Annotated in this window: 28 protein-coding genes and 1 tRNA gene; 19 read left to right on the top strand and 10 right to left on the bottom strand. The window is 35.8% G+C overall.

Features of this window, described 5'->3' with window-relative positions; genetic code table 11:
- Positions 1–11: 11 nt before the first annotated feature.
- The 5 genes from cysW to AC5YC8_RS00190 form a co-directional block, all read right to left on the bottom strand.
- A complete protein-coding gene (gene cysW, locus AC5YC8_RS00210) occupies positions 12–896 on the bottom strand; it encodes a sulfate ABC transporter permease subunit CysW (protein ID WP_496116708.1) in 885 nt (294 codons plus the stop codon).
- Complete coding sequence (cysT, locus tag AC5YC8_RS00205) at positions 893–1,726, bottom strand: sulfate ABC transporter permease subunit CysT (protein ID WP_496116709.1); 834 nt, start codon at positions 1,724–1,726, stop codon at positions 893–895. The genes cysW and cysT overlap by 4 nt, the downstream gene beginning before the upstream one ends.
- 80 nt (positions 1,727–1,806) lie before the next feature.
- Entirely contained in the window at positions 1,807–2,415 is a 609-nt protein-coding gene (locus tag AC5YC8_RS00200) for an alpha/beta hydrolase (RefSeq protein WP_496116710.1), read from the bottom strand.
- Between the two features lie 24 nt (positions 2,416–2,439).
- Positions 2,440–3,453, bottom strand: a complete 1,014-nt coding sequence (locus AC5YC8_RS00195) for a sulfate ABC transporter substrate-binding protein (RefSeq protein WP_496116711.1) — start codon at positions 3,451–3,453, stop codon at positions 2,440–2,442.
- A 181-nt stretch (positions 3,454–3,634) separates the two neighbouring features.
- Positions 3,635–4,645 carry a sulfate ABC transporter substrate-binding protein gene (locus AC5YC8_RS00190; protein ID WP_496116712.1) on the bottom strand — a complete coding sequence of 337 codons (1,011 nt, stop codon included), beginning with the start codon at positions 4,643–4,645 and terminating at the stop codon, positions 3,635–3,637.
- A gap of 166 nt (positions 4,646–4,811) precedes the next feature.
- Here AC5YC8_RS00190 and pabC point away from each other — a divergent pair, with 166 nt between their 5' ends.
- The 6 genes from pabC (at position 4,812) to AC5YC8_RS00160 (ending at position 9,721) form a co-directional block, all read left to right on the top strand.
- On the top strand, positions 4,812–5,624 hold the full coding sequence (gene pabC, locus AC5YC8_RS00185) for an aminodeoxychorismate lyase (protein ID WP_496163176.1): 813 nt from the start codon (positions 4,812–4,814) through the stop codon (positions 5,622–5,624).
- A 1-nt stretch (position 5,625) separates the two neighbouring features.
- Positions 5,626–6,681 (top strand): endolytic transglycosylase MltG, encoded by a 1,056-nt coding sequence (mltG, locus tag AC5YC8_RS00180; RefSeq protein WP_496163175.1) that lies wholly within the window; start codon positions 5,626–5,628, stop codon positions 6,679–6,681.
- Between the two features lie 9 nt (positions 6,682–6,690).
- Positions 6,691–7,296 (top strand): dTMP kinase, encoded by a 606-nt coding sequence (gene tmk / locus AC5YC8_RS00175; protein ID WP_496163174.1) that lies wholly within the window; start codon positions 6,691–6,693, stop codon positions 7,294–7,296.
- 73 nt (positions 7,297–7,369) lie between these two features.
- On the top strand, positions 7,370–7,783 hold the full coding sequence (locus AC5YC8_RS00170) for a PaaI family thioesterase (RefSeq protein WP_496116716.1): 414 nt from the start codon (positions 7,370–7,372) through the stop codon (positions 7,781–7,783).
- Between the two features lie 90 nt (positions 7,784–7,873).
- Positions 7,874–8,842, top strand: a complete 969-nt coding sequence (locus AC5YC8_RS00165) for a hypothetical protein (RefSeq protein WP_496163173.1) — start codon at positions 7,874–7,876, stop codon at positions 8,840–8,842.
- A 12-nt stretch (positions 8,843–8,854) separates the two neighbouring features.
- Complete coding sequence (locus AC5YC8_RS00160; protein WP_496163172.1) at positions 8,855–9,721, top strand: arginase family protein; 867 nt, start codon at positions 8,855–8,857, stop codon at positions 9,719–9,721.
- A gap of 68 nt (positions 9,722–9,789) precedes the next feature.
- Here the strand turns inward: AC5YC8_RS00160 and nadB are convergent, their stop codons facing one another.
- On the bottom strand, positions 9,790–11,424 hold the full coding sequence (nadB, locus tag AC5YC8_RS00155; protein WP_496163171.1) for an L-aspartate oxidase: 1,635 nt from the start codon (positions 11,422–11,424) through the stop codon (positions 9,790–9,792).
- A 228-nt stretch (positions 11,425–11,652) separates the two neighbouring features.
- Between nadB and AC5YC8_RS00150 the strand changes: the two genes are divergently transcribed.
- Together AC5YC8_RS00150 and AC5YC8_RS00145 are read left to right on the top strand one after the other, a co-directional pair.
- Positions 11,653–13,038, top strand: a complete 1,386-nt coding sequence (locus tag AC5YC8_RS00150) for a Do family serine endopeptidase (protein ID WP_496163170.1) — start codon at positions 11,653–11,655, stop codon at positions 13,036–13,038.
- Between the two features lie 133 nt (positions 13,039–13,171).
- Positions 13,172–13,615, top strand: coding sequence for an acyl-CoA thioesterase (locus AC5YC8_RS00145; RefSeq protein ID WP_496163169.1), 444 nt, complete (start codon positions 13,172–13,174; stop codon positions 13,613–13,615).
- 162 nt (positions 13,616–13,777) lie between these two features.
- Here AC5YC8_RS00145 and AC5YC8_RS00140 read toward each other — a convergent pair whose 3' ends face one another.
- Together AC5YC8_RS00140 and AC5YC8_RS00135 are read right to left on the bottom strand one after the other, a co-directional pair.
- Positions 13,778–14,005 (bottom strand): DUF1090 family protein, encoded by a 228-nt coding sequence (locus AC5YC8_RS00140; protein ID WP_496163168.1) that lies wholly within the window; start codon positions 14,003–14,005, stop codon positions 13,778–13,780.
- Between the two features lie 127 nt (positions 14,006–14,132).
- Positions 14,133–14,348, bottom strand: a complete 216-nt coding sequence (locus AC5YC8_RS00135; protein ID WP_496163167.1) for a hypothetical protein — start codon at positions 14,346–14,348, stop codon at positions 14,133–14,135.
- On the opposite strand from AC5YC8_RS00135, the gene lepA reads away from it, so the two are divergent.
- From lepA to AC5YC8_RS00085, 10 genes are all read left to right on the top strand, one after another.
- The gene (lepA, locus tag AC5YC8_RS00130) at positions 14,347–16,164 is read left to right on the top strand and encodes a translation elongation factor 4 (RefSeq protein ID WP_496163166.1); all 1,818 of its coding nucleotides are present in this window, start codon (positions 14,347–14,349) and stop codon (positions 16,162–16,164) included. The two genes, AC5YC8_RS00135 and lepA, sit on opposite strands and share 2 nt — an antisense overlap.
- Positions 16,165–16,185: 21 nt before the next feature.
- Complete coding sequence (gene lepB, locus AC5YC8_RS00125) at positions 16,186–17,013, top strand: signal peptidase I (protein ID WP_496116762.1); 828 nt, start codon at positions 16,186–16,188, stop codon at positions 17,011–17,013.
- Between the two features lie 22 nt (positions 17,014–17,035).
- Positions 17,036–17,410: a DUF4845 domain-containing protein gene (locus tag AC5YC8_RS00120; RefSeq protein WP_496163165.1), complete on the top strand. Its 375-nt coding sequence runs from the start codon at positions 17,036–17,038 to the stop codon at positions 17,408–17,410.
- A complete protein-coding gene (gene rnc, locus AC5YC8_RS00115; RefSeq protein WP_496116764.1) occupies positions 17,382–18,080 on the top strand; it encodes a ribonuclease III in 699 nt (232 codons plus the stop codon). Before AC5YC8_RS00120 ends, rnc begins: the two co-directional genes overlap by 29 nt.
- On the top strand, positions 18,080–19,111 hold the full coding sequence (gene era, locus AC5YC8_RS00110; protein WP_496116765.1) for a GTPase Era: 1,032 nt from the start codon (positions 18,080–18,082) through the stop codon (positions 19,109–19,111). Before rnc ends, era begins: the two co-directional genes overlap by 1 nt.
- Before the next feature lie 30 nt (positions 19,112–19,141).
- Positions 19,142–19,345: an NF038104 family lipoprotein gene (locus AC5YC8_RS00105; RefSeq protein WP_496163164.1), complete on the top strand. Its 204-nt coding sequence runs from the start codon at positions 19,142–19,144 to the stop codon at positions 19,343–19,345.
- A 23-nt stretch (positions 19,346–19,368) separates the two neighbouring features.
- Positions 19,369–20,082, top strand: a complete 714-nt coding sequence (gene recO, locus AC5YC8_RS00100) for a DNA repair protein RecO (protein WP_496116767.1) — start codon at positions 19,369–19,371, stop codon at positions 20,080–20,082.
- 9 nt (positions 20,083–20,091) lie between these two features.
- Positions 20,092–20,820, top strand: a complete 729-nt coding sequence (pdxJ, locus tag AC5YC8_RS00095) for a pyridoxine 5'-phosphate synthase (protein WP_496163163.1) — start codon at positions 20,092–20,094, stop codon at positions 20,818–20,820.
- Positions 20,821–20,823: 3 nt separating this feature from the next.
- Positions 20,824–21,477: a MiaE family protein gene (locus tag AC5YC8_RS00090; RefSeq protein WP_496163162.1), complete on the top strand. Its 654-nt coding sequence runs from the start codon at positions 20,824–20,826 to the stop codon at positions 21,475–21,477.
- Positions 21,478–21,635: 158 nt separating this feature from the next.
- A complete protein-coding gene (locus tag AC5YC8_RS00085; protein ID WP_496163161.1) occupies positions 21,636–22,466 on the top strand; it encodes a DUF4198 domain-containing protein in 831 nt (276 codons plus the stop codon).
- A gap of 98 nt (positions 22,467–22,564) precedes the next feature.
- Here the strand turns inward: AC5YC8_RS00085 and AC5YC8_RS00080 are convergent.
- A tRNA-Asn gene (locus AC5YC8_RS00080) sits at positions 22,565–22,640 on the bottom strand.
- A 251-nt stretch (positions 22,641–22,891) separates the two neighbouring features.
- Between AC5YC8_RS00080 and AC5YC8_RS00075 the strand changes: the two genes are divergently transcribed.
- A complete protein-coding gene (locus tag AC5YC8_RS00075; RefSeq protein ID WP_496163160.1) occupies positions 22,892–23,344 on the top strand; it encodes a hypothetical protein in 453 nt (150 codons plus the stop codon).
- Positions 23,345–23,404: 60 nt separating this feature from the next.
- Here the strand turns inward: AC5YC8_RS00075 and AC5YC8_RS00070 are convergent, their stop codons facing one another.
- Positions 23,405–23,806 (bottom strand): PaaI family thioesterase, encoded by a 402-nt coding sequence (locus AC5YC8_RS00070; RefSeq protein WP_496163374.1) that lies wholly within the window; start codon positions 23,804–23,806, stop codon positions 23,405–23,407.
- Positions 23,807–24,101: the final 295 nt, after the last annotated feature.

Here is a 24,101-nt window from a genome sequence, read left to right as displayed (position 1 = left end):
GAGGTCATTCCTTAAGCTTGTGCATCTTCATTGCGTTTGTCTTGTTTCTCTTGGCGAATCTCAACCCATGTTTTTAAAATAAGGGTCACAATTGCGAGTAATGCCAAAAGTGAAGACACAGCAAATGCAGCACTGAATGTATATTCGTTATATAGAATTTCTACGTGTAGTGGCAATGTATTGGTTTCACCGCGAATATGTCCTGAAACCACAGACACTGCGCCAAATTCACCCATTGCACGTGCATTACAAAGAATGACGCCATAGATTAAACCCCATTTAATATTAGGTAGGGTCACTTTCCAAAAGGTTTGCCAACCTGAAGCACCTAATACAATAGCAGCTTCTTCTTCCTCTGTACCTTGAGCTTCCATAAGAGGAATAAGTTCACGGGCAACAAAAGGAACAGTAACAAATACAGTTGCAAGAACAATGGCAGGAACGGCATATAAAATTTTAATGTCGTGATCCATGAGCCAAGTGCCCATCCATCCTTGTGTCCCAAAAATGAGAACAATCATTAAACCTGCAATAACAGGAGATACCGAAAATGGCATGTCGATAATAGTGGTTAAAATAGATTTACCACGGAAGTGAAATTTCGCAACACACCAAGCAGCGGCTATACCAAATACAACGTTTAGTGGTACAGCAATTGCAGCGGTCAACAGTGTTAATTTCACAGCAGATAAAGTATCTGGATTAATCAAAGCTTGAACATAAACACTAACGCCTTGTTTAAATGCTTCTACAAATACCAAAACTAAAGGTAAAATTAAGCAACTTAAAAAGAAAATGAGTGCAATAGTTAGAAGCGTATAACGTACCCATGTCGGTTCACGTGTCGCATCACGAGATTGTAGTTTTTCAGCTAAAGCAAAACTATTTGTGTTCATCGAGCAGTTCTCCCTGTACGACGACTTGCCCACGCTTGTAATAAGTTAATTAAGAACAAAATTACAAATGACAGAAGTAGCATGACCACAGCAATGGTTGTTGCACCTGCATAATCATATTCTTCTAAGCGAGAAATAATCATGAGTGGAGCAATTTCAGTTTCAAATGGTTGGTTACCTGCAATGAAAATAACCGATCCATATTCACCTACACCACGTGCAAAAGCTAAAGCGAAGCCCGTAATTAATGCAGGCAATAAAATAGGCAAAATCACTTTAGTGATAATTTGGAAACGACTTGCCCCTAAAGCAGAAGCAGCTTCTTCAAGTTCGGTTTCTAAGTCGCTAAGTACAGGTTGAACTGTACGAACCACAAAAGGAATACCAATAAAAATAAGTGCAAGCGTAATACCTAAAGGGGTATAAGCGACTTGAATACCAAGTGGTTCAAGATATTGACCAATCCAACCTGTAGGTGCATAAAGTGATGTAAGCGCAATACCTGCAACAGCCGTTGGTAATGCAAATGGTAAATCGACTAAAGCATCTACAATACGTTTGCCGGGGAAGTTGTAACGAACTAAACACCAAGCCAGTAATAAGCCAAAAACAACATTAATAAAAGCAGCAATAACCGCTGCACTAAAGCTGAGTTGTAAAGACTTTAAAATACGCTCAGATGTTAAAATTTCCCACAAACCATCCCATCCAATGCCTAACGATTTAATAAAAACCGCAGAAAGTGGAATAAGTACAATTAATGATAAATACGCTAGGGTAAAGCCTAGAGAAAGACCAAATCCTGGCAGCACTCGGGATTGCTGCGACATGATTACTCCTCAAAAAGAGAGCACTGACTAAAATGAGTTAGTGAAATAAATAAATTGAAAACAAGCATAGTTTGCAAGTGTTAAATAGCAAATTTAAAAAAATACTTGCCTACATCAGAAATATTGATATGTTTTGATGGTTTATCTGAAAGTAGATAGCTTTCTAACTCAGGGAAAGAACCAAAACCAGATGCAACATTAATATGTCCAACTTGACCCAAATTAATTGGATTTAAGCCCCACGATTTTGCCAATTGCAAGGCATCTTGAAACTCTAACCACGGATCATTTTCACTAATGATTAAATGTGTTGGCACATGTATTTTTAACTGATGAAAATAAGCTTGATAGTCGTTATGGCTATTTCGAGCAAAACCAGCACTTCCAAAACGTGCAGGATTTGCAGGTGCAACTAAAACTAAATTTTTAACTTTGCTTTTCAGTTCAGGGTGCTGTGCTAATGCAGCAACAGTAGTTAGGCAACCAAAACTATGAGCAACAATTTGAATATCACCTTGAATGGGCGCTACAGTTTTAACAAATTCTGCGACCCAGTTTTTTAAAATGGGTAAATTCCAATTGGCTTGTTGAACACGAGAGCAAGAGGGCATGAGCTGTCTTTGTAATATAGATTGCCAGTGGTTGTATTCACTACCTCCAACCCCTGGAACAATTACGGTATGTGTCATGATCCTGCTCCTTTTTTCTGCTCGTTATTTAGCGCTGTTTGCTTTTACGATTTGGTCAAACACACCACCATTTTCAAAGTGTGCTTTTTGTACTTTATCCCAACCACCAAATTCTTGATCGATAGTCACTAGTTTGAGTGGTTTAAACGTATCTTTATATTTTGCTAATGTTGTTGCGTTACGTGGACGGTAAAAATTACGCGCAGCAATTTCTTGCCCAGCAGGTGAGTACAAGTAGTTTAAGTAACCTTTTGCTAAGTTTAAATTGCCTTTTTTAGCAGCATTTTTCTCTACAATAGCAACAGGTGGTTCAGCTAAAATTGAAAGCGATGGTGTGATAATTTCAAATTTACCAGGTTGTTCACGAATGGCTAAATGTGCTTCGTTTTCCCAAGCGAGTAGTACATCGCCAATACCACGTTCTGCAAATGTAGTTGTTGAGCCACGTGCGCCAGAATCGAGGACTTTGGTGTTTTTATAAATTTTACGAACGAATTCTTGAGCAGTTTGGTCGTTACCACCTTTTTGGTGCTTCGCCCAAGCCCAAGCTGCTAAATAATTCCAACGTGCACCACCTGACGTTTTAGGGTTTGGTGTAATAATTCCTACGTCAGGTTTAACTAAATCGCCCCAATCTTTAATGCCTTTTGGATTTCCTTTACGTACAAGAAATACGATTGTAGATGTATAAGGTGTTGAGTTTTGAGGAAGTTTCTGTTGCCAGTCGGATGGTAATAATTTTGCTTTTTCAGCAATAACATCAATATCGGCTGCAAGAGCAAGGGTTACAACATCGGCATCTAAACCATCAATCACAGCACGAGCCTGTTTACCAGAACCACCATGTGACTGTTTAAAATTGATTTTTTGACCTGTACGGCTTTCCCAGTATTTACCAAATTGCTTATTTACATCTTCATATAATTCACGAGTAGGATCATAAGAAACATTTAAAAAGTCTTTAGCAGCAACCGTAAGCGATGTTGCAGAGATTAGAGCAGCTAAGACTCCAAGCTTTAATTTTGATGAAACACTCATGCCAACCTCAATATTTTAATGTTTTGAAACATGGTTGCAGAATAGCGATTTTCTTTATGCAAAAAAAATAACAAAAAATGAATTTGATATGAAAAAAAACGATAAATGTATTAAATACAAAAAAACATTGATTCTGCGGACAAAACCAATGTTTTTAAAAGGGTTCAAATAGAGTGTAATTTTATTTTTTACTATTTTCTTTTACGATTTGGTCGAAAATACCACCATTGTCAAAGTGTTGTTTTTGTACTTTTGTCCAGCCACCAAACTCCTGATCAATCGTCACAAGTTTTAAGGGTTTAAATACAGTGTTGTATTTTGCAAGTACGCTGGCATTACGTGGGCGATAGAAGTTTTTTGCAGCAACTGTTTGCCCTGCAGGTGAATACAAATAGTTTAAATATGCTTTAGCAAGGTTTTCATTGCCATTTTTCTTCGCATTTTTCTCTACAATTGCCACGGGTGGCTCTGCTAAAATTGAAAGAGATGGTGTAATAATTTCAAACTTATCTGGTTGTTCACGAATTGCTAGATGTGCCTCATTTTCCCACGCAAGTAGTACATCACCAATACCACGTTCTGCAAATGTAGTTGTTGCACCGCGTGCACCCGAGTCGAGTACTTTGGTATTTTGATAAATTTTGCGTACAAATTCTTGAGCAGTTTTGTCGTTACCACCTTTTTGATGTTTAGCCCAAGCCCATGCTGCTAAATAGTTCCAGCGTGCGCCACCCGAAGTTTTAGGGTTTGGTGTAATGATAGCAACATCATTTTTAACTAAATCCCCCCAATCCTTAATTCCTTTAGGGTTGCCTTTACGAACCAAGAAAACAATAGTTGATGTGTAGGGTGTAGAGTTTTGTGGAAACTTCTTCTGCCAGTCTTTTGCAACTAAACCCCGTTCTGCAATTTCATCAATATCTGCAGCAAGGGCAAGTGTAACTACATCGGCATCTAGACCATCAATAACAGCGCGTGCTTGTTTTCCAGAACCACCATGTGATTGCTTATAACGGATATCTTGACCTGTTTGTTTTTTCCAGTATGCACCAAACTCTTTGTTAAAATTATCGTATAGTTCACGTGTTGGGTCATAAGATACGTTTAAAAAGTCTTTTGCAGAAACACTAAAAGCTGTTGCTGAAATAAGAGCTGTGAGAATCCCAAGTTTTAATTTATGAGTAATATTCATGTTTTGCCTCAAAGTATTATTTGAATAATTTGTTAAAGTCAGGCAAGAATAGCGGGAGTTTTTTTTCCAAAAAAATAATAAAAAACGAATTTGATGTGAATTTATGTGAATAAGAAATGAACTAATCATTTCTAAAATGTTTTAAGGCTCATAGGATATATGCTGTATGCAATGTTTTAAAAATGCTCAAAAAGTTTTGGATATCTCATTGTTAGACAGAGCATTCCATTATGGCGATGGTTGCTTTACGACAGGACGTATTCGTAATAATGAAATTGAATTAGCACAATTGCATCAATCACGCTTAAAACTTGCTTGTGAAAAATTACTGTTAAATGTCAGTTTAGATTTAATCGATCAAAGCATTGATCAACTTAAACAAGAACATGGCGTGCTCAATGGCACTTTTAAAATTATTATTAGCCGAGGTGATGGACAGCGTGGATACAGTCTACCTGAACATGATGCAGAGCTTTGGTTTTACTTCTATCCTAAAGACGTTCAGGATTTTCAATATGAAAAAATTGAAGCAGGTGTTTTAACGCAATCTATAGGTATGCTTATGCCTAATTTGGTTGGAATTAAAAGCTTAAATCGAATAGAACAAGTCCTCTTAAAAAAAGAAGCAGATGATAAGAACTTGGCTGAAGCTTTAGTGACAGATATTCAAGGTGCTGTAGTTGAAGGGGTGAGTAGTAATTGTTTTGTGCGAATAAACAACACGTGGCTGACACCAGAACTTCGTTATAATGGTGTTCATGGTATTATGCGCGCAGAAATTCTTAAGCGCATGCAACAACAAGGCGTAGTTTGTGAGCAACGCCGTATAGATCAGAATGAAATACAAAACATTCAAAGTCTATTTTTTTGTAATGCCTTAAGTCCTATGAAAATAGTGGCAAAACTTAATTCTGAACAGTTAAATACACAAGCATGTATTGATTTATTTCATCATCTTCAATTGAACCAGATTCACTAATATGTCTAAACCGAAGCCAAAAGTTAAAAAGAAAACGAAAAAAACCTCATTAGTTTTTTCGCCTAAAGCTATTGTTATTACTGTACTTTTTTGTGCGGTTGTAGTTGTAGGTGTACTTTGGAGCAGCTTGTTTAAGGATTATCCTGTAGAGGCGTCTAAACAACGTCTTGTCATTAGTAATGGAGATACTTACTCAGGTTTTATTGATAGTTTGGCGCAAGAAGACAAGGTAAGTTTCCCTATAGTATTGAAGCTTTATCAAAAACTAATGATTCATGACACCTTAAAAGCAGGTGTTTATGAAGTCCGCAAAGGCATGAGTGTGCGTCAAGTATTGGATATGATTTCTAATATTGATAATGCTGACATGAATCGAGTTCAGGTGATTGAGGGTACAACTTTTAAAGATTTAATTAACTCTTTAAGAAAGAACCCTTTGGTGAAAAATGAAGTTAGCCACTTGTCTAATGCAGAAATTTTAAAAGCTTTAGATATTCCTTACGACCATCCTGAAGGTTTATTTGCTCCAGATACATATTTTTATGATAAAGGTGAGTCAGATAAAGCGATTTTATTAGACTTATATAAACGTCAAATGAAAGCTTTAGATGCTGCATGGGAACAGCGTGAGGAAAACTTACCGTATAAAGATAAATATGAAGTACTTACGATGGCTTCAATTATTGAAAAAGAAACAAATGTAGATAGCGAGCTTGCACAAGTTTCGGGTGTGTTTGAACGTCGTTTAAAACTTGGTATGCGACTACAAACAGATCCAACGGTAATTTATGGTATGGGTGATCGTTACAATGGCAATATTACACGTAATGATTTAAGAACCATGACGCCTTACAATACTTATAGAATTAATGGTTTACCGCCAACACCAATTTCTTTACCAAGTAAGAAAGCAATTGAAGCAGTATTACATCCCGATAATTCTAATAATATTTACTTTGTGGCAACGGGTAATGGTGGGCACAAATTTACAAGTAATTTAGCAGACCATAATCGTGCGGTACAAGAATATCTGGCTGTCATCAGATCTAAAAAATAAGGAGTAAAGATGTTTATTAGTTTTGAAGGGACAGAAGGTGTTGGTAAAACAACCTTAATTCGTCGTATTTATGAGTATTTAGAACAACAGAATAAAGATGTTGTACTTACTCGTGAGCCAGGTGGAACGCCAATGGCAGAACAGATTCGTTCGCTATTGTTATCTGTAAATCATGACGAAAAAATGTGTAATGATACTGAACTGTTATTGATGTATGCAGCACGTGCGCAGCATTTAGATTTAGTTGTGATGCCTGCACTAAATGCAGGAAAGACAGTTCTTTGTGATCGTTTTACAGATGCAAGTTTTGCTTACCAATGTGCAGGTCGTGGTTTGAGCCAAGAGAAACTTGAGCTTTTAAATGCAAATTTTGTAACGTGTATGCCTGATTTTACTTTTTGGTTAGATGCACCCATTGAAATTGGGATGAATCGTGCTAGAGAGCGTGGAGCATTAGATCGTTTTGAAAAAGAGAAAGTAACTTTCTTTGAGAAAGTAAGAGCTGGTTATGCCACATTGGCCGAGCGTTCTCCTGAGCGTATTAAGCGTTTAGATGCGACACAAACACCAGATCAGGTATTTGAACAAGCATTGGCTTATTTAAAATCTGCATAATTAAATTTTAATTTCAGTATATTTTTTTAAATCCCTTATAGTAAAACGTCTATAAGGGATTTTTTTAATCAAAATGAAAAGTACTAAAACAGAAATTATTGAATTTTTAAAACGTGATTTTTCACAAAGCTTAGTCAATTGTGAGGTCGAAGAAGTTTTTTCTCAGGGATCACGCTTAATTTATAAGATAGATCAAGAACAATTAAGACCAGGTGGAACTGTTTCAGGGCCAACTATGATGGCACTTGCAGATTTAGCACTTTATGTCGCAATTTTAGGTGAAATAGGTATTGTTGCTTTGGCAGTTACAACTAATTTGAATATTAATTTTTTACGTAAGCCAGCAGGTAATCAAAACTTAAAAGGGGAGTGTAAATTAATAAAAGTAGGGAGGAGTTTAATTGTAGGTGAGGTTTGGATTTATTCTATAGGAATGAATGATCCTGTGGCTCATGTTACTGCAACGTATGCAATTCCTAAAAATTAGAAAACTAATTGTTCAAATTTTAAAATGGTGCTAAGTTGTTTATAAATAAAAATTTCTTTAATAAAAATTAAACATAGATGTGGGATAACTATGCAGGTAAGTGATCATGAGGTGGTAAAAGCTTTTCAAGATAAGGTTTATCCATTATCTGAAAAGTTAAAGGAAATGTTGAATGAACATTATAGCCATCAAACAGAAAGACGAGGGTGTGGATATACACAATCGACTCGTTTACTTGCCGAATATATTAATCAACCTAGATTAGAAAATGAGTTTATTGATTTAAAAATATTTAATGAATATTCATGGAAAAATTTAAAGAAAATTTTAGATTTGAAATCACTGTATCCAATAGGAATTTCAGGGTGGCGTAGCCTAGATTTGAATCCAAGCATTGATATGTTTTTAAATGAAAATCCGCATGATGATGAGTTTGTTCGAAGCTTGAAAATAGAACGAGAGTTTCAAGCACATTTAAGGTCATTAGCTAATTTAATGCAATTTGAAGAAAGTAAAGTTCTCTGTCAAATGTTAGTAGATGTTGTTTTGCCTCAAATTTCAGAACAGAGTCAGATTGTTGAATTACAGACTTTAGCAGAAAAACCTAAAGTTGGGTCTTGCCCTATGGCAGAGAATTTTTTTCTAAAAATTGCACATGGTTCGGTACTTCGGCAAGGGGAAATTAATATTATTGTTGATGATCAAGAGCGTCCGATTCTCATTGAGAAAATGAATATGGGAGATAACCATTCTTGTATCAGTTTACAAGCACTATTGATGAATGGTGTGCGTGTTCCCGCAGGTTCTTTGTTTTCAGTAGATTATGATATTAGTGAAATTGAAAATAAAAGAATAAATAAGCAATTTAAAGGGCATGTAGTGTCTTATAAAGAACTCAATGGCTTTTGGTTTCTAAGATTAACAACTTTAGCTATTTCACCTGAAAATAGAAAAAGAGCATTTTCAACACACTATAAGCAACAAGTTGCGAATGGGTTATATAGTCCTGGTACAACTGAACTGACTCAATTATTCAATATTGCACAAGCGCAAATATAAGGAGAAATAGCGATGCTTCAAGTTTGTTATTCTCCACGTTATTTTGCAAAAACACATACAAATAGTATGGAAAAATTGACGGCTGTAGCACAAGCACTTTCTCAATTTGGTTATGTACAATTTCATGAACCACAACTTTTAGATCAAACCCTTTTTTATGATTTGCATGATGAAAAATATACAAATGCTGTTTTAACGGGTGAACCAACCAAACTTGCGACTATGGCAGGATTTAAGCCTTGGAATGAGCAATATAGAGATGCTGTTTTACATATTAACGCAGGGCAAATATTGGCTGCCGAATTAGCATTTGAACATGGTATTTCTGCAAATATTGCACAGGGGTTTCATCATGCGACCTATGCTTATGGTGGGTCATTTTGTACATTCAATGGTTTAGCTTTGGTTGCAAAATATTTTTCAACCAAGAAAATATTTGTTTTAGATTGTGATCAGCATGTAGGGGATGGCACTACAGATTTTGCAGCAAAATTAGAAAATTTATTTAATTTTTCTATTCATGGTGATCCTTTAGGAATTACAGGTAATGCGCGTTCAGAGTCGAGAGTAATACATAAAAATAAAGGCAATTTTGCTCAATATACAATGGCAATTTATGAAGCGTTTCAAAAAGCGATAGATTGGAATGCTGATTTAATGATTTATCAAGCAGGTATGGACTGTCATCAAAATGATCCTTTTGGTTCACCTTGGCTGACAACAGAACTACTTGAAAAACGAGAAGAATTGGTTTTTAGTTTGGCGAAAAAACATAAAATTCCATTGTTATTTGTTTTGGCTGGTGGATATCAGGCTCTACCTGATTTAGTACCGTTACATCTCAAAACTTTTGAAATGGCATATATGATTTATTATTAAATTTTATTTCTTCTTATTAAGTAAATGGAAAAACTTCCTCTCCTAAATTAGAAGAGGATGAATACATTTTATGAGTGAATGTTTTCGAGTATAGTTTGGTTGCTATATGGACTGAGCACCGTTTTTTGTAAGTGATCTGATTGTTTTGGATGATCTAGAGTGTAATGTAAACCACGAGACTCTTTGCGCTCTATTGCACATCGAACAATCATTTCAGAAACTAAAACTAAATTACGTAATTCAATCAGGTTTTTACTGACTTTGTAATCTTGATAATACTCATGAATTTCACTTTTGAGCATTTCAATACGGTGTAAAGCACGTTCTAAGCGCTTGTTGGTTCTTACAATACCTACGTAATTCCACATTGTTTGGCGCAATTCATCCCAGTTTTGTAGAATGACGACATCTTCATCAGGATTGGTGACTTGAGAATCATCCCAAGCAGGAACATTAGGCGATTGATAATTTTCCTTAAAATTCTCTTGAATATGCTGTGCAGCACTCATGCCATAAACAAAGCATTCTAAAAGTGAGTTACTTGCCATTCGGTTAGCACCATGTAAACCTGTATAGGATGTTTCACCAATCGCATATAAACCTACAATATCTGTTTGGCTATGTTCATCTACCATTACACCACCACAGGTATAATGTGCTGCGGGTACAACAGGAATCATATCTTTGGTGATATCAATACCAAGTTCGAGTAAGCGTGCATAAAGCGTAGGGAAATGTTCTTGAATAAAATCTTCAGATTTATGGGTGATGTCTAACCAAACGTGACGGATCCCCAAACGCTTAATTTCATAGTCTATGGTTCTTGCCACAATATCACGTGGAGCAAGTTCAGCTCGATCATCGAAACGTAGCATAAAGCGTTCGCCATCAGGCAGGCGTAAATAAGCTCCTTCACCACGCATCGCTTCTGTAATTAAGAAGGAGCGAGCTTGAGGGTGGTATAAACATGTGGGATGAAATTGGTTAAATTCCATATTTGCCACACGGCAACCTGCTCGATACGCCATAGCAATACCATCACCTGTTGCAATATCAGGGTTGGATGTATGTAAATAGGCACGCATTGCACCACCACAAGCTAATGCAGTAAATGGCGCTAAAAAGGTTTGAACTTGATCTGTGGTTTCATCTAAAACATATAAACCTAAAGCATGATTGTCTTCTGTTAGACCGAGCTTTTGTGATGTGATGATGTCTATAGCAATAAAGTTTTCAAAAATTTGGATGTTTTCTTTTTCTTTTGCACGTTCAATAAGGGTAGTGGATATTGCTTTACCTGTCGCATCTGCGGCATGAATAATTCGACGTTGTGAATGCCCACCTTCACGTGTTAAATGAAGCTGATTTTGATCATCTAACGTAAATTGAACACCTTGTTCTAATAGAAAATCAACAGAAGCTTGACCACCTTCTACCGTTTGTTGAACAGCATTTTTTTCACATAAAAATGAACCTGCAATCATTGTGTCATTTATGTGTTGTTCAATAGAGTCTGTTTGATCTAAAACAGCAGCAACTCCACCTTGAGCATAATAGGTGCTTGCATCGGTGAGTGATGATTTGGCTAAAACAGCAATTTTAAAATGATGTGGCAAAGATAATGCAAGTGTTAAACCTGAACCGCCACTCCCCACAATAATCACATCGAATTGATGAGAAATATCTAAATTAGTCATATCCATAAGCTAATTTTGAGAAAAGTTTGAATATCAGAACGCTTTTTATACAAAAAAACAAGCGTAATTTAGTGTTAAATAATGAAATAAATTTATTTAATTTAAAAAATTAAGGAATATTTAAGTTATTGTTTATAAAACATATAGGGGAAACATTTTATTACGAAAGAATAGATTCCTTTGTGATAATAATTATCTATAACGTGTAAGTAATTGGTTGAGTGAACATTTTATATGAAAACAAATGAATTAAAAAAAGGGATTTATGCTGCAGTTTTTACGATGGTAGCCGTACAAACAAATGCAGGAACTCCAGTCGATTTTTCTAATTTAGTAGAAAATGTAAGCCCTGCAGTTGTAAGTGTAAACGTTGTGAAAAAAATGACTCAAGATGAGCTCATGCAACAACAAGTTCCTGAAATTTTACGCCGATTTTTTGGTAATCAAATCATTATTCCACAACAAAAAGCACCTCAAGAAAAGACGGGTTTTGGTAGTGCATTTTTTATTGGTAAAGATGGATATTTGCTTACAAACCATCATGTTGTTGAAAATGCCTCTAAAGTCACTGTCGTTTTAAATGATCGCCGTGAGTTAGATGCAACGGTAGTCGGAAGTGATGAGCGTACAGATGTCGCTTTGTTAAAAGTAGCAGGTAAGAATTTTCCAGAACTCAAAACAGGAAATGTAGATACCTTAAAAGTGGGTGAACCTGTGCTTGCTATTGGTTCTCCATTTGGCTTTGATTATTCAGCATCTGCGGGTATTGTCAGCGCAAAAATGCGTAATATGACTGGGGAAACCACAGTACCATTTATTCAAACAGATGTTGCTTTAAACCCGGGTAATTCGGGTGGTCCATTGTTTAACCAAAAAGGTGAAGTTGTTGGTGTGAACTCACGTATTTTTAGTGGTACGGGAGGCTATATGGGGCTTTCATTCTCTATTCCAATTGATGTGGCAATGGATGTTGCAGATCAACTGAAGAAAAATGGCAAGGTTACGCGTGCGTATTTAGGTTTAGGTTTACAGGATATTGATCGTGATTTAGCGGAATCGTATAAGTTGCCGAAACCTGAAGGTTCATTGATCACACAAATTGCACCAAATTCACCTGCAGAAAAAGCGGGTTTGAAATCGGGCGATGTGATTTTGAAACTTAATGGTACTCCTATTTTAAGAACCGTTGAATTGTTCACGTATTTAAACCGTCTTACACCGGGTCAAACTGTACAATTTGAAGTATTAAGAGATGATAAGCGTCGAAATATTTCAGCGCAATTATCAACTGCTCCAGATGATACTCCTGCTAAAGATAAAGTAGGAAATGCACAGAATAAAGGACCAGTACTAGGTGTGAGTATTCGCGATTTAACACCACAAGAGCAAAGCCATTTAGCTATTAAAGGCGGTGTGTTGTTGCAAGATGTATTACGTGGCGGAGCAGCTGCACAAGCTCGTTTAATTCCAGGTGATGTGATTGTTCAAGTAAATAGCCGCGATGTAAAAAATGCAGCAGAATTTGTTGAAACTGTAGCTCAATTTAAAAAGAATAATGTTGTACGCCTAACTATTATTCGAGATGGACAGCCAGCAATTGTTGGTGTTCGCATTCAATAAGCTGTATTTATTAAATTTATAGATTAATTTTTTAATAAAAACCGTTCTTAATGAGCGGTTTTTATTATTCTTATTGAGCGATATTTAGATAAACTTAGACATGTGTTGTGGCTATAGAATTTAAGAGAAATAAATGAGTGGTATTTTTGATTTAACAATGGTTGTAAAGCCAGAACATATTGATATTTTGGGGCATGTAAATAATGTGGTGTACGTACAGTGGATGCAAGATGTTGCATCAGCACATATTGAAGAATTGGGTTTAGGTTTAAAACAATATATTGAACTTAAACATGCCATGGTCGCAGTTGAGCATCAAATGCAATATCGAAAAGCAGCATTTGAAGGGGAAACCATTGTATTAAGAACATGGTTGAATGATATCAATTCATTATACTTATTTAGACAGTATGCTTTTTATAGACCATCAGATCAGACGTTATTATTTGTTGCGAATACGAAGTGGGCATGTATTGAAATAGAGACGGGTAGACCTAAAAGAATGTCACCTACTTTTACGCATGCTTATCAACCTATTTCAAATGAAAAAGATCCTTTTGATTTTTCATCGATTTAGGTTAGGTAAAAGCTTAGATACGAGGCTGATGTATTGATAAAGTTGGTAAATTAGCCTTTAAAATTTTTAAAGTAGAATTAAGTCGTAGTAAATCTATTTTAAATAAACATGATCTGTATTGAGCGCAGAAAAAAGTTTATTGCATTGGATTTTGAGTAAATTCTATTTAGCGTGTGATGTTTGGTTGGCTTTAATTTTTGCGCATTGTTGTCCTACGCGAGCAAGCGCTTTTTCTAAACCTTTAACTCTATTTGCATTATTATGTTTTTTCGCATAAGTAATTTGTTGTTGTAGTTTTTCTTTTTTAAGCTGACACGAATTATAGCTTTGAGCAAATGTCTGAAATGAAACTATAGAAATAGAGATAATCAGTAATGATTTTAAAAGCATATTGCGACCTTATTAATCTATATAAAATATAAATTGTAAATTAAGTTTGGCTTAATAATCAATTGCAGTGATAAAAGGGAATCGCTGTGAAATGGTGTGAGTAACCTTCAGCTTTAGACTCTGAGTATTAAAAAATGGAGAGTAATTTTATTTGAGCCGATTTTAAATTTTGTCTATAAAGCAAAGGAGGCTCTATTTTTAAAGAATTTATAAAGCTGAAAACTAAATTATTATAATGAATACTTTGAAAAAACCATCTGCTATAATCACTCGCAACTTTATTCTGCTTTTGCTGTGTATTAATTATTGCATGCATAGCGCGTTTATTTCCAAGGTAGCCCATGGCGCAAGCTAAAAAATCTGTTGATATAAAAAACATTCGTAACTTTTCGATTATTGCGCATATCGATCACGGAAAGTCGACTCTAGCCGATCGTTTTATTCAAACCTGTGGTGGTTTGCAAGACCGTGAAATGCAAGCACAAGTTCTAGATTCTATGGAATTAGAACGAGAGCGTGGTATTACCATTAAAGCAGCATCGGTAACGTTGTATTACACACATCCGAATGGTGAAGAATATCAACTTAACTTCATTGACACACCTGGACACGTAGACTTTTCTTATGAAGTGTCTCGTTCACTTGCTGCCTGTGAAGGTGCTTTGCTTGTGGTCGATGCTGCACAAGGTGTGGAAGCTCAATCGGTTGCGAACTGCTATACAGCAATTGAGCAAGGTTTAGAAGTTCTTCCTGTATTGAATAAAATTGACTTACCTCAAGCAGAGCCTGAGCGTGTCATTCAAGAAATTGAAGATATTATTGGTATTGAAGCAACTGAAGCACCAACATGTTCTGCTAAAACAGGTTTAGGTATTGAAGGTGTTTTAGAAACACTGGTTAATATTATTCCTGCACCAGTGGGTGATCGTGATGCACCATTACAGGCTTTAATTATTGACTCATGGTTCGACAACTACTTAGGCGTTGTATCGTTAGTTCGTATTAAAGAAGGTCGTGTACGTAAGGGCGATAAAATGTTGATGAAATCAACAGGCCAAACGCACATTATCACTTCTGTAGGTATCTTTAATCCCAAACATACTGAAACAGGCATCTTAGAAGCGGGTGAAGTTGGTTTTGTCATTGCGGGTATTAAAGATATTTTTGGTGCACCAGTGGGTGACACTATTACACTTGCAACAACACCAGAAGTTGCAACATTACCTGGTTTTAAAAAGGTTAAGCCTCAAGTATATGCAGGTTTATTCCCTATTGATGCAAGTGATTTTGAACCATTCCGTGATGCGTTACAGAAATTACAAATTAACGATTCGGCATTGTTCTTTGAACCTGAAAGTTCTGATGCTTTAGGTTTTGGTTTCCGTTGTGGCTTCTTAGGTATGCTGCACATGGAAATTGTACAAGAGCGTTTAGAGCGTGAGTACGATTTAGACCTGATTTCATCTGCGCCAACTGTAATTTATGAAGCAGTGATGAAGAGTGGTGAAACGATTTATATCGACAGCCCTTCAAAAATGCCAGATGGTTCTACAGTAGAAGATCTTCGTGAACCAATTGCTGAATGTAATATTTTAGTACCGCAAGAATACTTGGGTAATGTAATGACATTGTGTGTTGAGCGCCGTGGTGTGCAAAAAGACATGAAGTTTATGGCAAACCAAGTTGCAATTACTTTTGAAATTCCGATGGCTGAAGTAGTCATGGATTTCTTTGATAAATTGAAATCTTGCTCGCGTGGTTTTGCATCACTCGATTACAATTTTGTACGTTTTGAAAGTTCATCTTTGGTTAAAGTGGACGTGCTGATTAATGGCGATAAAGTTGACGCTTTAGCTATGATTTGTCACCGTCAAGATGCTCGTCATCGTGGTATTGCGCTTGTTGAAAAAATGAAAGATTTGATTCCACGTCAAATGTTTGATGTTGCAATTCAGGCTGCTATTGGTGCACAAATTATTGCGCGTTCAACAGTAAAAGCAATGCGTAAAAACGTATTGGCTAAATGTTATGGTGGTGACGTTTCACGTAAGAAGAAACTTCTATCAAAACAAAAAGAAGGTAAGAAACGTATGAAGCAAGTGGGTAGTGTTGAAATTCCACAAGAAGCGTTCCTTGCAGTACTGAAAGTAGAAAGATAAAACAAAGAGGTCATTTAGCTCATGGATTTTGATTTTAATTTAATCCTCGTACCAGCCACACTAATATTCTTTTTAGTGTGGTTATTAGATAAGTTTGTCTTTAAGCAAAGACAAACGAAAGGGCGTGGAAATGAAAATTTTATTATCACATGGGCTTATGACTTTTGGCCTGTTTTAGCGGTTGTATTAGTTTTACGTTCATTCTTGTATGAGCCATTCAATATTCCATCGGATTCTATGGTACCTACTTTAGAAACTGGCGATTTTATTTTGGTGAATAAGTTTGATTATGGCGTTCGCCTACCTATTATCAACAAAAAAATTATTGATGTTGGTGAGCCTGAGCGTGGCGACGTTATTGTTTTTCGTTACCCGCCACAACCTACCATTAGTTATATTAAACGTGTTGTAGGTTTACCGGGTGATCATATTGTTTATGATCACGGTCAACTTACAATTAATGGTACAAAAGTTGCTAAAGTTCCTGTGGAATTTAGCCGTGAAAAAGATGCATTAGATACACCGACATCTATTTATCATAAAGAAACTTTAGGCGACCACACATTTACTATGCGTGAGCTTGATGGAGTGAATGTTGCACGCCAAGCACCGTTTATCAACTATATTGAAAATGGTAAGTATGTAAATACAAATGGTTTATATTGGGAAGTTACAGTTCCAGAAGGACACTACTTTGCAATGGGTGATAACCGTGATCAAAGTGCTGACAGTCGTTTTTGGGGATTTGTACCAGAAGAAAACTTAACAGGACGCGCTTTCTATAAATGGATGCATAAAGAGCCTGGATTTAAAATCCCATCTTTTGGTCGAAATGGGGCTATTGATTAATAACAATTAAAGTGGGGGCGTTATGCGTAAATCTCAGCTTGGGGCTTCGTATATATCAATTTTGTTTGTTGTAATTTGCTTTGTTGTGGTCATGAAGTTTTTGGTTGCTATTTCAGGACCATACTTTGATGATAGAATGATTAATAAGGAAATATCGAGTGTGTTGAAAAACACGACTAAAGATATTTCTGTGGATAACCTAAACAAGCAAATGAATCAGCGTTTTTCAATGAACAATATCAAGAATGTTCAATTTAAAGATATTGCAAAAGTAACGAAAGACGACCGTTTGTTTGTTAGGAAAAAGTATGAAGTAAGAAGACCTTTCTTATTCAATATAGATTTAGTGTTAAAGTTCGAGAAAAATTTTGATCAAAGCTCAGTCCAAACTAAATGAAAGTCGTTTAGTGAGTCGCATAGGGTATCAGTTTAAACAACCTGAATTGTTACAGCTGGCATTGACCCACCGCTCGGTGAGCCATAAATTAAATTATGAGCGTCTAGAATTTTTAGGTGATTCATTGTTAGGGATGATTATAGCGAATTATCTCTATCATGCTTATCCACATGAAAATGAAGGGCGCTTAACGCGTATGCGTGCAACCTTAGTGCGACAAGAAGCACTAGGTAAAATTGCTAACGACTTAAAATTAAGCCAAAACTTAATTTTAAGTACAGGTGAGTTAAAGTCTGGTGGTCATCACCGTGAATCTATTTTGGCAGATACTGTAGAAGCAATTATTGGTGCAATTTATGTAGATTGTAATGATCTTACGATATTGGAACCAATTGTTTTAAAATGGTATGTACCTTATTTAGATCATATTGAGCCAACAGATCAACTGAAAGATCCTAAATCGCGCTTACAAGAGTATTTACAAGCACGTAAAAAGCCTCTCCCGCTTTATGAAGTTGTGGATATTCAGGGTGATGCGCCGAATCAACACTTTAAAGTAGAGTGTATTGTTCAGGGCTTACCTGTGAAGTATGGAGAAGGATCTAGTCGTCGCTATGCTGAACAATCAGTTGCGGCAGATATTTTAAAACTTTTGGAGATCAAGTCTTAATGACTACTCATTCCGATCACATCGATGCTGATCACGAGTCGCAAGAAAGCGACAGTAACGACTTAATTAGCCAATTCTTTAGTTCGCAAGGAACAGATATTCCTGCGGATTATAAAAGTGGATTTGTTGCTATTGTAGGTCGCCCGAACGTGGGTAAATCTACATTAATGAACCATATATTGGGTCAAAAGTTATCTATTACTTCACGTAAACCACAAACAACGCGTCATAAAATTGTGGGTATTGATACACGTGAAAAATCTCAGGCTGTATTTGTAGATACTCCAGGGATGCACAAAAAAGAAGTACGTGCGATCAATAAAATGATGAATCGTGCTGCACATTCTGCATTACGTGATGTAAACCTTGTTTTATTTGTGGTTGATGCACAGAAGTGGACACCAAACGATGAACTTGTTTTGGAAAAACTTCAAAATGCTGATATGCCAGTGATTTTGGTAATTAATAAACTTGATACTTTTGAAAATAAGAATCAAGCATTACCATTAATTCAAGAACGTGCAAAACTTATGAATTTTGCTGAAATTGTTCCTGTATCTGCGTTACGTGGTGCGAATCTAGACCACTTGCGTGACACCATTGAGCGTTATTTGCCGTTCCAACCACCGCTATATTCAATGGATCAAATCACAGACCGTTCAGAGCGTTTCTTAGCATCTGAAACGATTCGTGAGAAAATCATGCGTCAATTAGGTGAAGAACTTCCTTACGATTTAACAGTTCAAATTGAATCTTTTAAAACAGAAGAAGCAACAGTAAATGAAAAAACAGGTCGTCCAAAAGCTGCTTGTACATATATTGATGCCACTATTTTTGTAGATCGTCCAAGCCAAAAAGCCATTGTAATTGGTGAGCGTGGCGCGAAGCTGAAAAAAATTGGTATGGATGCACGTGTGGACATGGAAAAAATGTTCGAACAGAAAATTATGCTGACACTTTGGGTTAAAGTGAAAGGTGGTTGGTCTGATGATGAGCGTGCATTAAAGAGTTTAGGGTATAGCGATATTTAATATCGCTTGGCTAAAAGCTGTGGGGCTGTAATGATTAAGGTGGTCATTGTCGGAATATGTATTTTATTTCTGCAAGGATGCATTACTAAAATTGTTACAGTTCCTGTTAAAGTTGCTTATAAAGCAACAAAAGGTGTTGTTAAAGGTACTGTTGCAGTTGTGGGTGCTGTTGTTCCACATGGGCATGATGATGCTGATTCAAATGAAGATGATGAAGATAAGCAAAAAAAATAATATTAGGATTAAAAACTTGCCTTATGCGCAATGAAATTTTGCATGGTTATTTAATTCATCACCGAAAATATCGTGATCGTAGCCATATTGTGCATTTATTTACACAAGAGCATGGTCGTGTCGATGGAATTTTAAGACAAACTCCACCACCTCAATATCAACCGATCTGCCTGCAAGCATCAGGGAAATCTGAATTAAAAAATTTTAGTAAATTAGAAATTGTAAATCAGCCGATTTTTTTTCATGGTGATGCCTTTTTTTCAGGTTTTTATTTGAATGAAGTTTTATTAAGACTTTGTCCACTTGAGGTAGAGATGCCTCAAAGCTTTGTACAATATTCAAAAACGTTAGAGCAATTACAAAAGTTATCTCAACAAGAAGATCAAAACTTATTTTTACGTCAAATTTTACGTCAATTTGAACATGAATTATTAGAAGATTTAGGTTATGCAATTGATTTTTCAGTCGATTCAAATCAATCACCTATTTCTAGTGAAATGAATTACCAGTTTCAACTGAATGATGGATTTCTTGCCACTGCTCAAGCATCTCGATCTGCAATTTCGGGTGCTTTAATTGAAACAATGATGCAGTATGAAAAAGGTGGGGAATTTAATCTACAACAGTTACAATTACTCACTAAGCTATATCGACAAGTGATTACTTCGCTATTAGGGGATCGCCCTTTAAAAAGTAGGCAATTGTGGGTTCAAAACGCTCAAACTCATCGTAAGTAGGAAAGTATTATGGCTGCATTATTAGGTGTAAATATTGACCATGTTGCAACTTTGCGACAAGCACGTGGCACCTCTTATCCAGATCCTGTAAATGCGGCATTAATTTGTGAGCAAGCGGGTGCAGAAGGTATTACTTTGCATTTGCGTGAAGATCGTCGCCATATTCAGGATGCAGACGTATATCGTATGCGTAAAGTATTAAAAACTCGTATGAATTTGGAAATGGCAGTAACCAATGAAATGGTTGAAATTGCTAAAAATGTAAAGCCACATCATATTTGCTTTGTTCCTGAAAAGCGCCAAGAAGTTACAACAGAAGGTGGTTTAGATGTTGTAGGTCATTTTGATGATGTAAAAAAAGCGACTCAAGAACTTACCGCAATTGGTTGTGATGTTTCATTATTTATTGATGCTGATTTTGCACAAATTGATGCGGCTGTTGCATGTGGTGCACCAACCATTGAAATCCATACAGGTGCTTATGCCGATGCAGAAACAGCTGAACAGCAGCAAGCAGAGCTTGATCGAATTGTAAAAGGTGCTGAATATGCAGCATCAAAAGGTTTGGTTGTAAATGCAGGGCATGGTTTAAATTTGCATAATGTCACACCAATTGCGAAAATCCCACAAATTCACGAATTAAACATTGGTCATTCTATTATTGCTGATGCAGTATTTATTGGTTTAGCAGAAGCAGTGAAAGAAATGAAAGCGGTTATTAAGGCGGCACGTAAGTAAGTTATGTCTACAATTAATTATGATGAACTCATGCAACCAGTTATTGGTTTCTTGGGTTGTAAAACGCCACAGCCTTGGTTAGATGAAGCAGTAAATAACTTAGAAATTTTAATGCAAGATCATGCTAATTGTGAGAAAAAAGCAGCAAGTACAGCAATGAACTTGATGTTTCGATATAGCTATTTTGTCGATTTACAAGTGAAACTTGCACAGCTTGTACGTGAAGAAATGTTACATTATGAACAAGTTTTATCGCTAATGAATAAGCGTGGGCAAGCTTGGCAAAATTTGAGTGCAGGGCGTTACGCAGGTGGTTTGCGCAAAGAAATTCGTACTTATGAGCCTGAAGCATTAATTGATGTATTGGTGATTGGGGCATTTGTTGAAGCAAGATCGTGTGAGCGTTTTTATTCGCTTGCTCCACTTGTAGATGAAGAATTAGGACGTTACTACCGTTACTTATTGAAGTCTGAATCTCGCCATTATGAGGATTATTTAGCACTTGCAATAGAAGTTGCTAAAACATCCAAGTTGAAAAATCCTGAAGAGGATATTCAACAGCGTATTGATCATATTCGTGAAGTAGAAAAGAATCTGATTTTAGCACCAGATGAGCTTTTCCGTTTCCATAGTGGTGTACCTATGAAGGCTGCTTAAATATTAAAGAATACTAAAACCCCTCAGAATTAAGTTCTTGAGGGGTTTTGTTTTTCTGTAATTATACTTAATACTAATAAATATTAATGATAATCATTTGTATTATAGGTCTGGTTAATTTAATCTTGAGGCTGAAAACTGTATATAGATTATATCGCATGAAATTATTGAAGACGGGTCTGTGGCTGTGTAGTTCTATATTTTTAATGACTCATACTTATGCACATTACCCTTATGTTGCTCCGTTAAGTTATCAAACTTTTAATAATCACTCTGCTATTGTTTCGGGTTTTTATGACAATCCATTTTCCCCTGAGATTGCAATTAAAAATTTTAAATTTCACTATCACAATCCACAAGGTGAAAAGATTGAAATTGCAGATGAGCAGTGGGCTAAAACTCAAACGCTAAGTAGTATGAGTTTGGAAAATAAAGTTGATGGAACTTATCGAATTCGTGGGGTGAAACAAGGGGCAACAACTCAATTTGCTCTAGATGGAAAGATGTGGAAGGTGGTAATAGCAGGGAAATCAGTAGCAACTAAGCCAGCTTCTACAAAAGTTATATATGAATCGCAATTAGATAAAAAGAACAAGGTTAAAACCGTTCAGGTCACAGAGATTATAGAAACCTTTGTATCGCGTAAAAATACAAGTACTAAAGTGTTTGAGCATTTACATGATGGTTTGGATATTCAATTTTTAACACATCCAAATGCAATACGTGCGAATCAACCTATTCATTTAAAGCTTATAGATAATAAAAAAGGTATTTCTAATTTGAGTGCTGAGGTTTTAACGCAAACAGTTAATTTCTCACGTGATACTAAAGTGTATAAAGAGGTAACAACAGATGCGCAAGGAAATTTGAATTTTACAATTAAAGATAAAGGGCAATATTTGTTGAAAATAGATTATCAACAATCATTTGATATAAAAAGTGATAGCTTAAAGCGCTATAAATATACTTTGAGTTTTAATGTTATTTGATTTGCTTAAAAGGGCATCTAGCTAAAAAAGTTAGGTGCTTTTATTTTAAATAAGACATAAAAAAGCCCAAGTCTTAAATGCTTGGGCTTTTTAGTATTTGGCTCTCCAACCTGGGCTCGAACCAGGGACCTGCGGATTAACAGTCCGTCGCTCTACCGACTGAGCTATTGGAGAATCTGCATGCGATTATAAGGACATTTACTAGTGGGTCAAGGGGAAACTGTCATCTTTCTTACATTTTTAATCTGTATGCTTTTTATTTGAGCAGAAATGAAAAAATTAAAGAAAAATTGAATGAAATACTTGCAAAGAAAAACTGCTGTTGCTAATCTGATATTAACAACAGAGCGTTTAAATGAAAGTTTAAACAGTGTGGATTTAAAACCAACTTGCCAGCACTAAAATGGCTAAACAGGAGAAAGCGAATGAATACGCTCACTATCCCTCAAATTTTCACTAATTTTTCTTTTTACAAAGAAAACTATCTTTCAATTATCAATAATGCTGATCAATACTATGTACCTGTACAAGGTGCTGAAGTACAAATTTGGCCATTAACATCTCACCAATTATTTCTAGGTGATTTATTGCAACTTTGGTTTGGTGATAAATGGACGGTAGATTCGAAGAAGAAACTACTGATCAACACTATTCTGAGAGATAAATCTTTAGATCATGTTGAACAAGATTTGTTTGTCTATGAAATTAAAGGTAGTTCAATTACTGGTCAAGATGCTTCAAAAGCTTGGTCATTAAGTGAAAATAAAGCAGTTGATATTTCAGTAGGTTCAATTTTTCAATTTTATTGTGTATTTAGAGGATTATCTCGTCCTGTTCAGATATTTAATCAAACAGATAAGTTGAAATCTGCAATTTAATTTTTTGAATGAGCGCAAATTAAACTTAATTTAGCGCTCAAAATATTATTGATAAATAGGCTAACTACGAAAAATCATACATGTGGCAGTCGCATGAGCAAAGAGCTTTCCATCTTTATCAACAATTTTTCCTTCTGCTATTCCTAAGCTTTTACTTATATTAATAATATCGCCATAAGCAATGAGTTCTTGATTGAGTGGAATAGGGCGACACATTTTTACATTCAGATCTATTGTGCCATAACCAACACCAGCTTCAAGCATTGAAAAAACAGCACAACCTGTCACTGAATCTAAAACAGTTGCAGCAAAACCACCATGAACACCACCTAATGGGTTGATATGTCGCTCATCTGCTTTAACGCTGAAAACAACGTGTCCTTGAGTTACTTGTCCAGCAATCATAGGGATTGTTAGGCTCATTGATGGTGGCGGAATAGTGCCATCACACATCGCTTGCATAATTTCTAGACCAGACAGTTCCTTTACATTCACTTTTATTTCCTTAATATTTATAGATGATTTTTAAAATATATCTACATACTAGAATAAGGAAATAAAAAGATAATGGTCAATTGGTTTGTATGAGCTTTAGAGTCTAGACATATACGTTTTATCAAAAGTATCGAAGGTATTAAGTATCTTTAGTGAAATTTCTTCACCTGTTGCAGAGCTTGCAGATGTGTGTTGTTGGTTCACATTAATGATATCAATATTTAGGCAAAAGGTTCTTTTGCTTTCAATAACAATAAACTGT

Source organism: Acinetobacter sp. FY731 (assembly GCF_059515905.1).
This window is presented reverse-complemented; position numbering and strand designations above follow the sequence as displayed.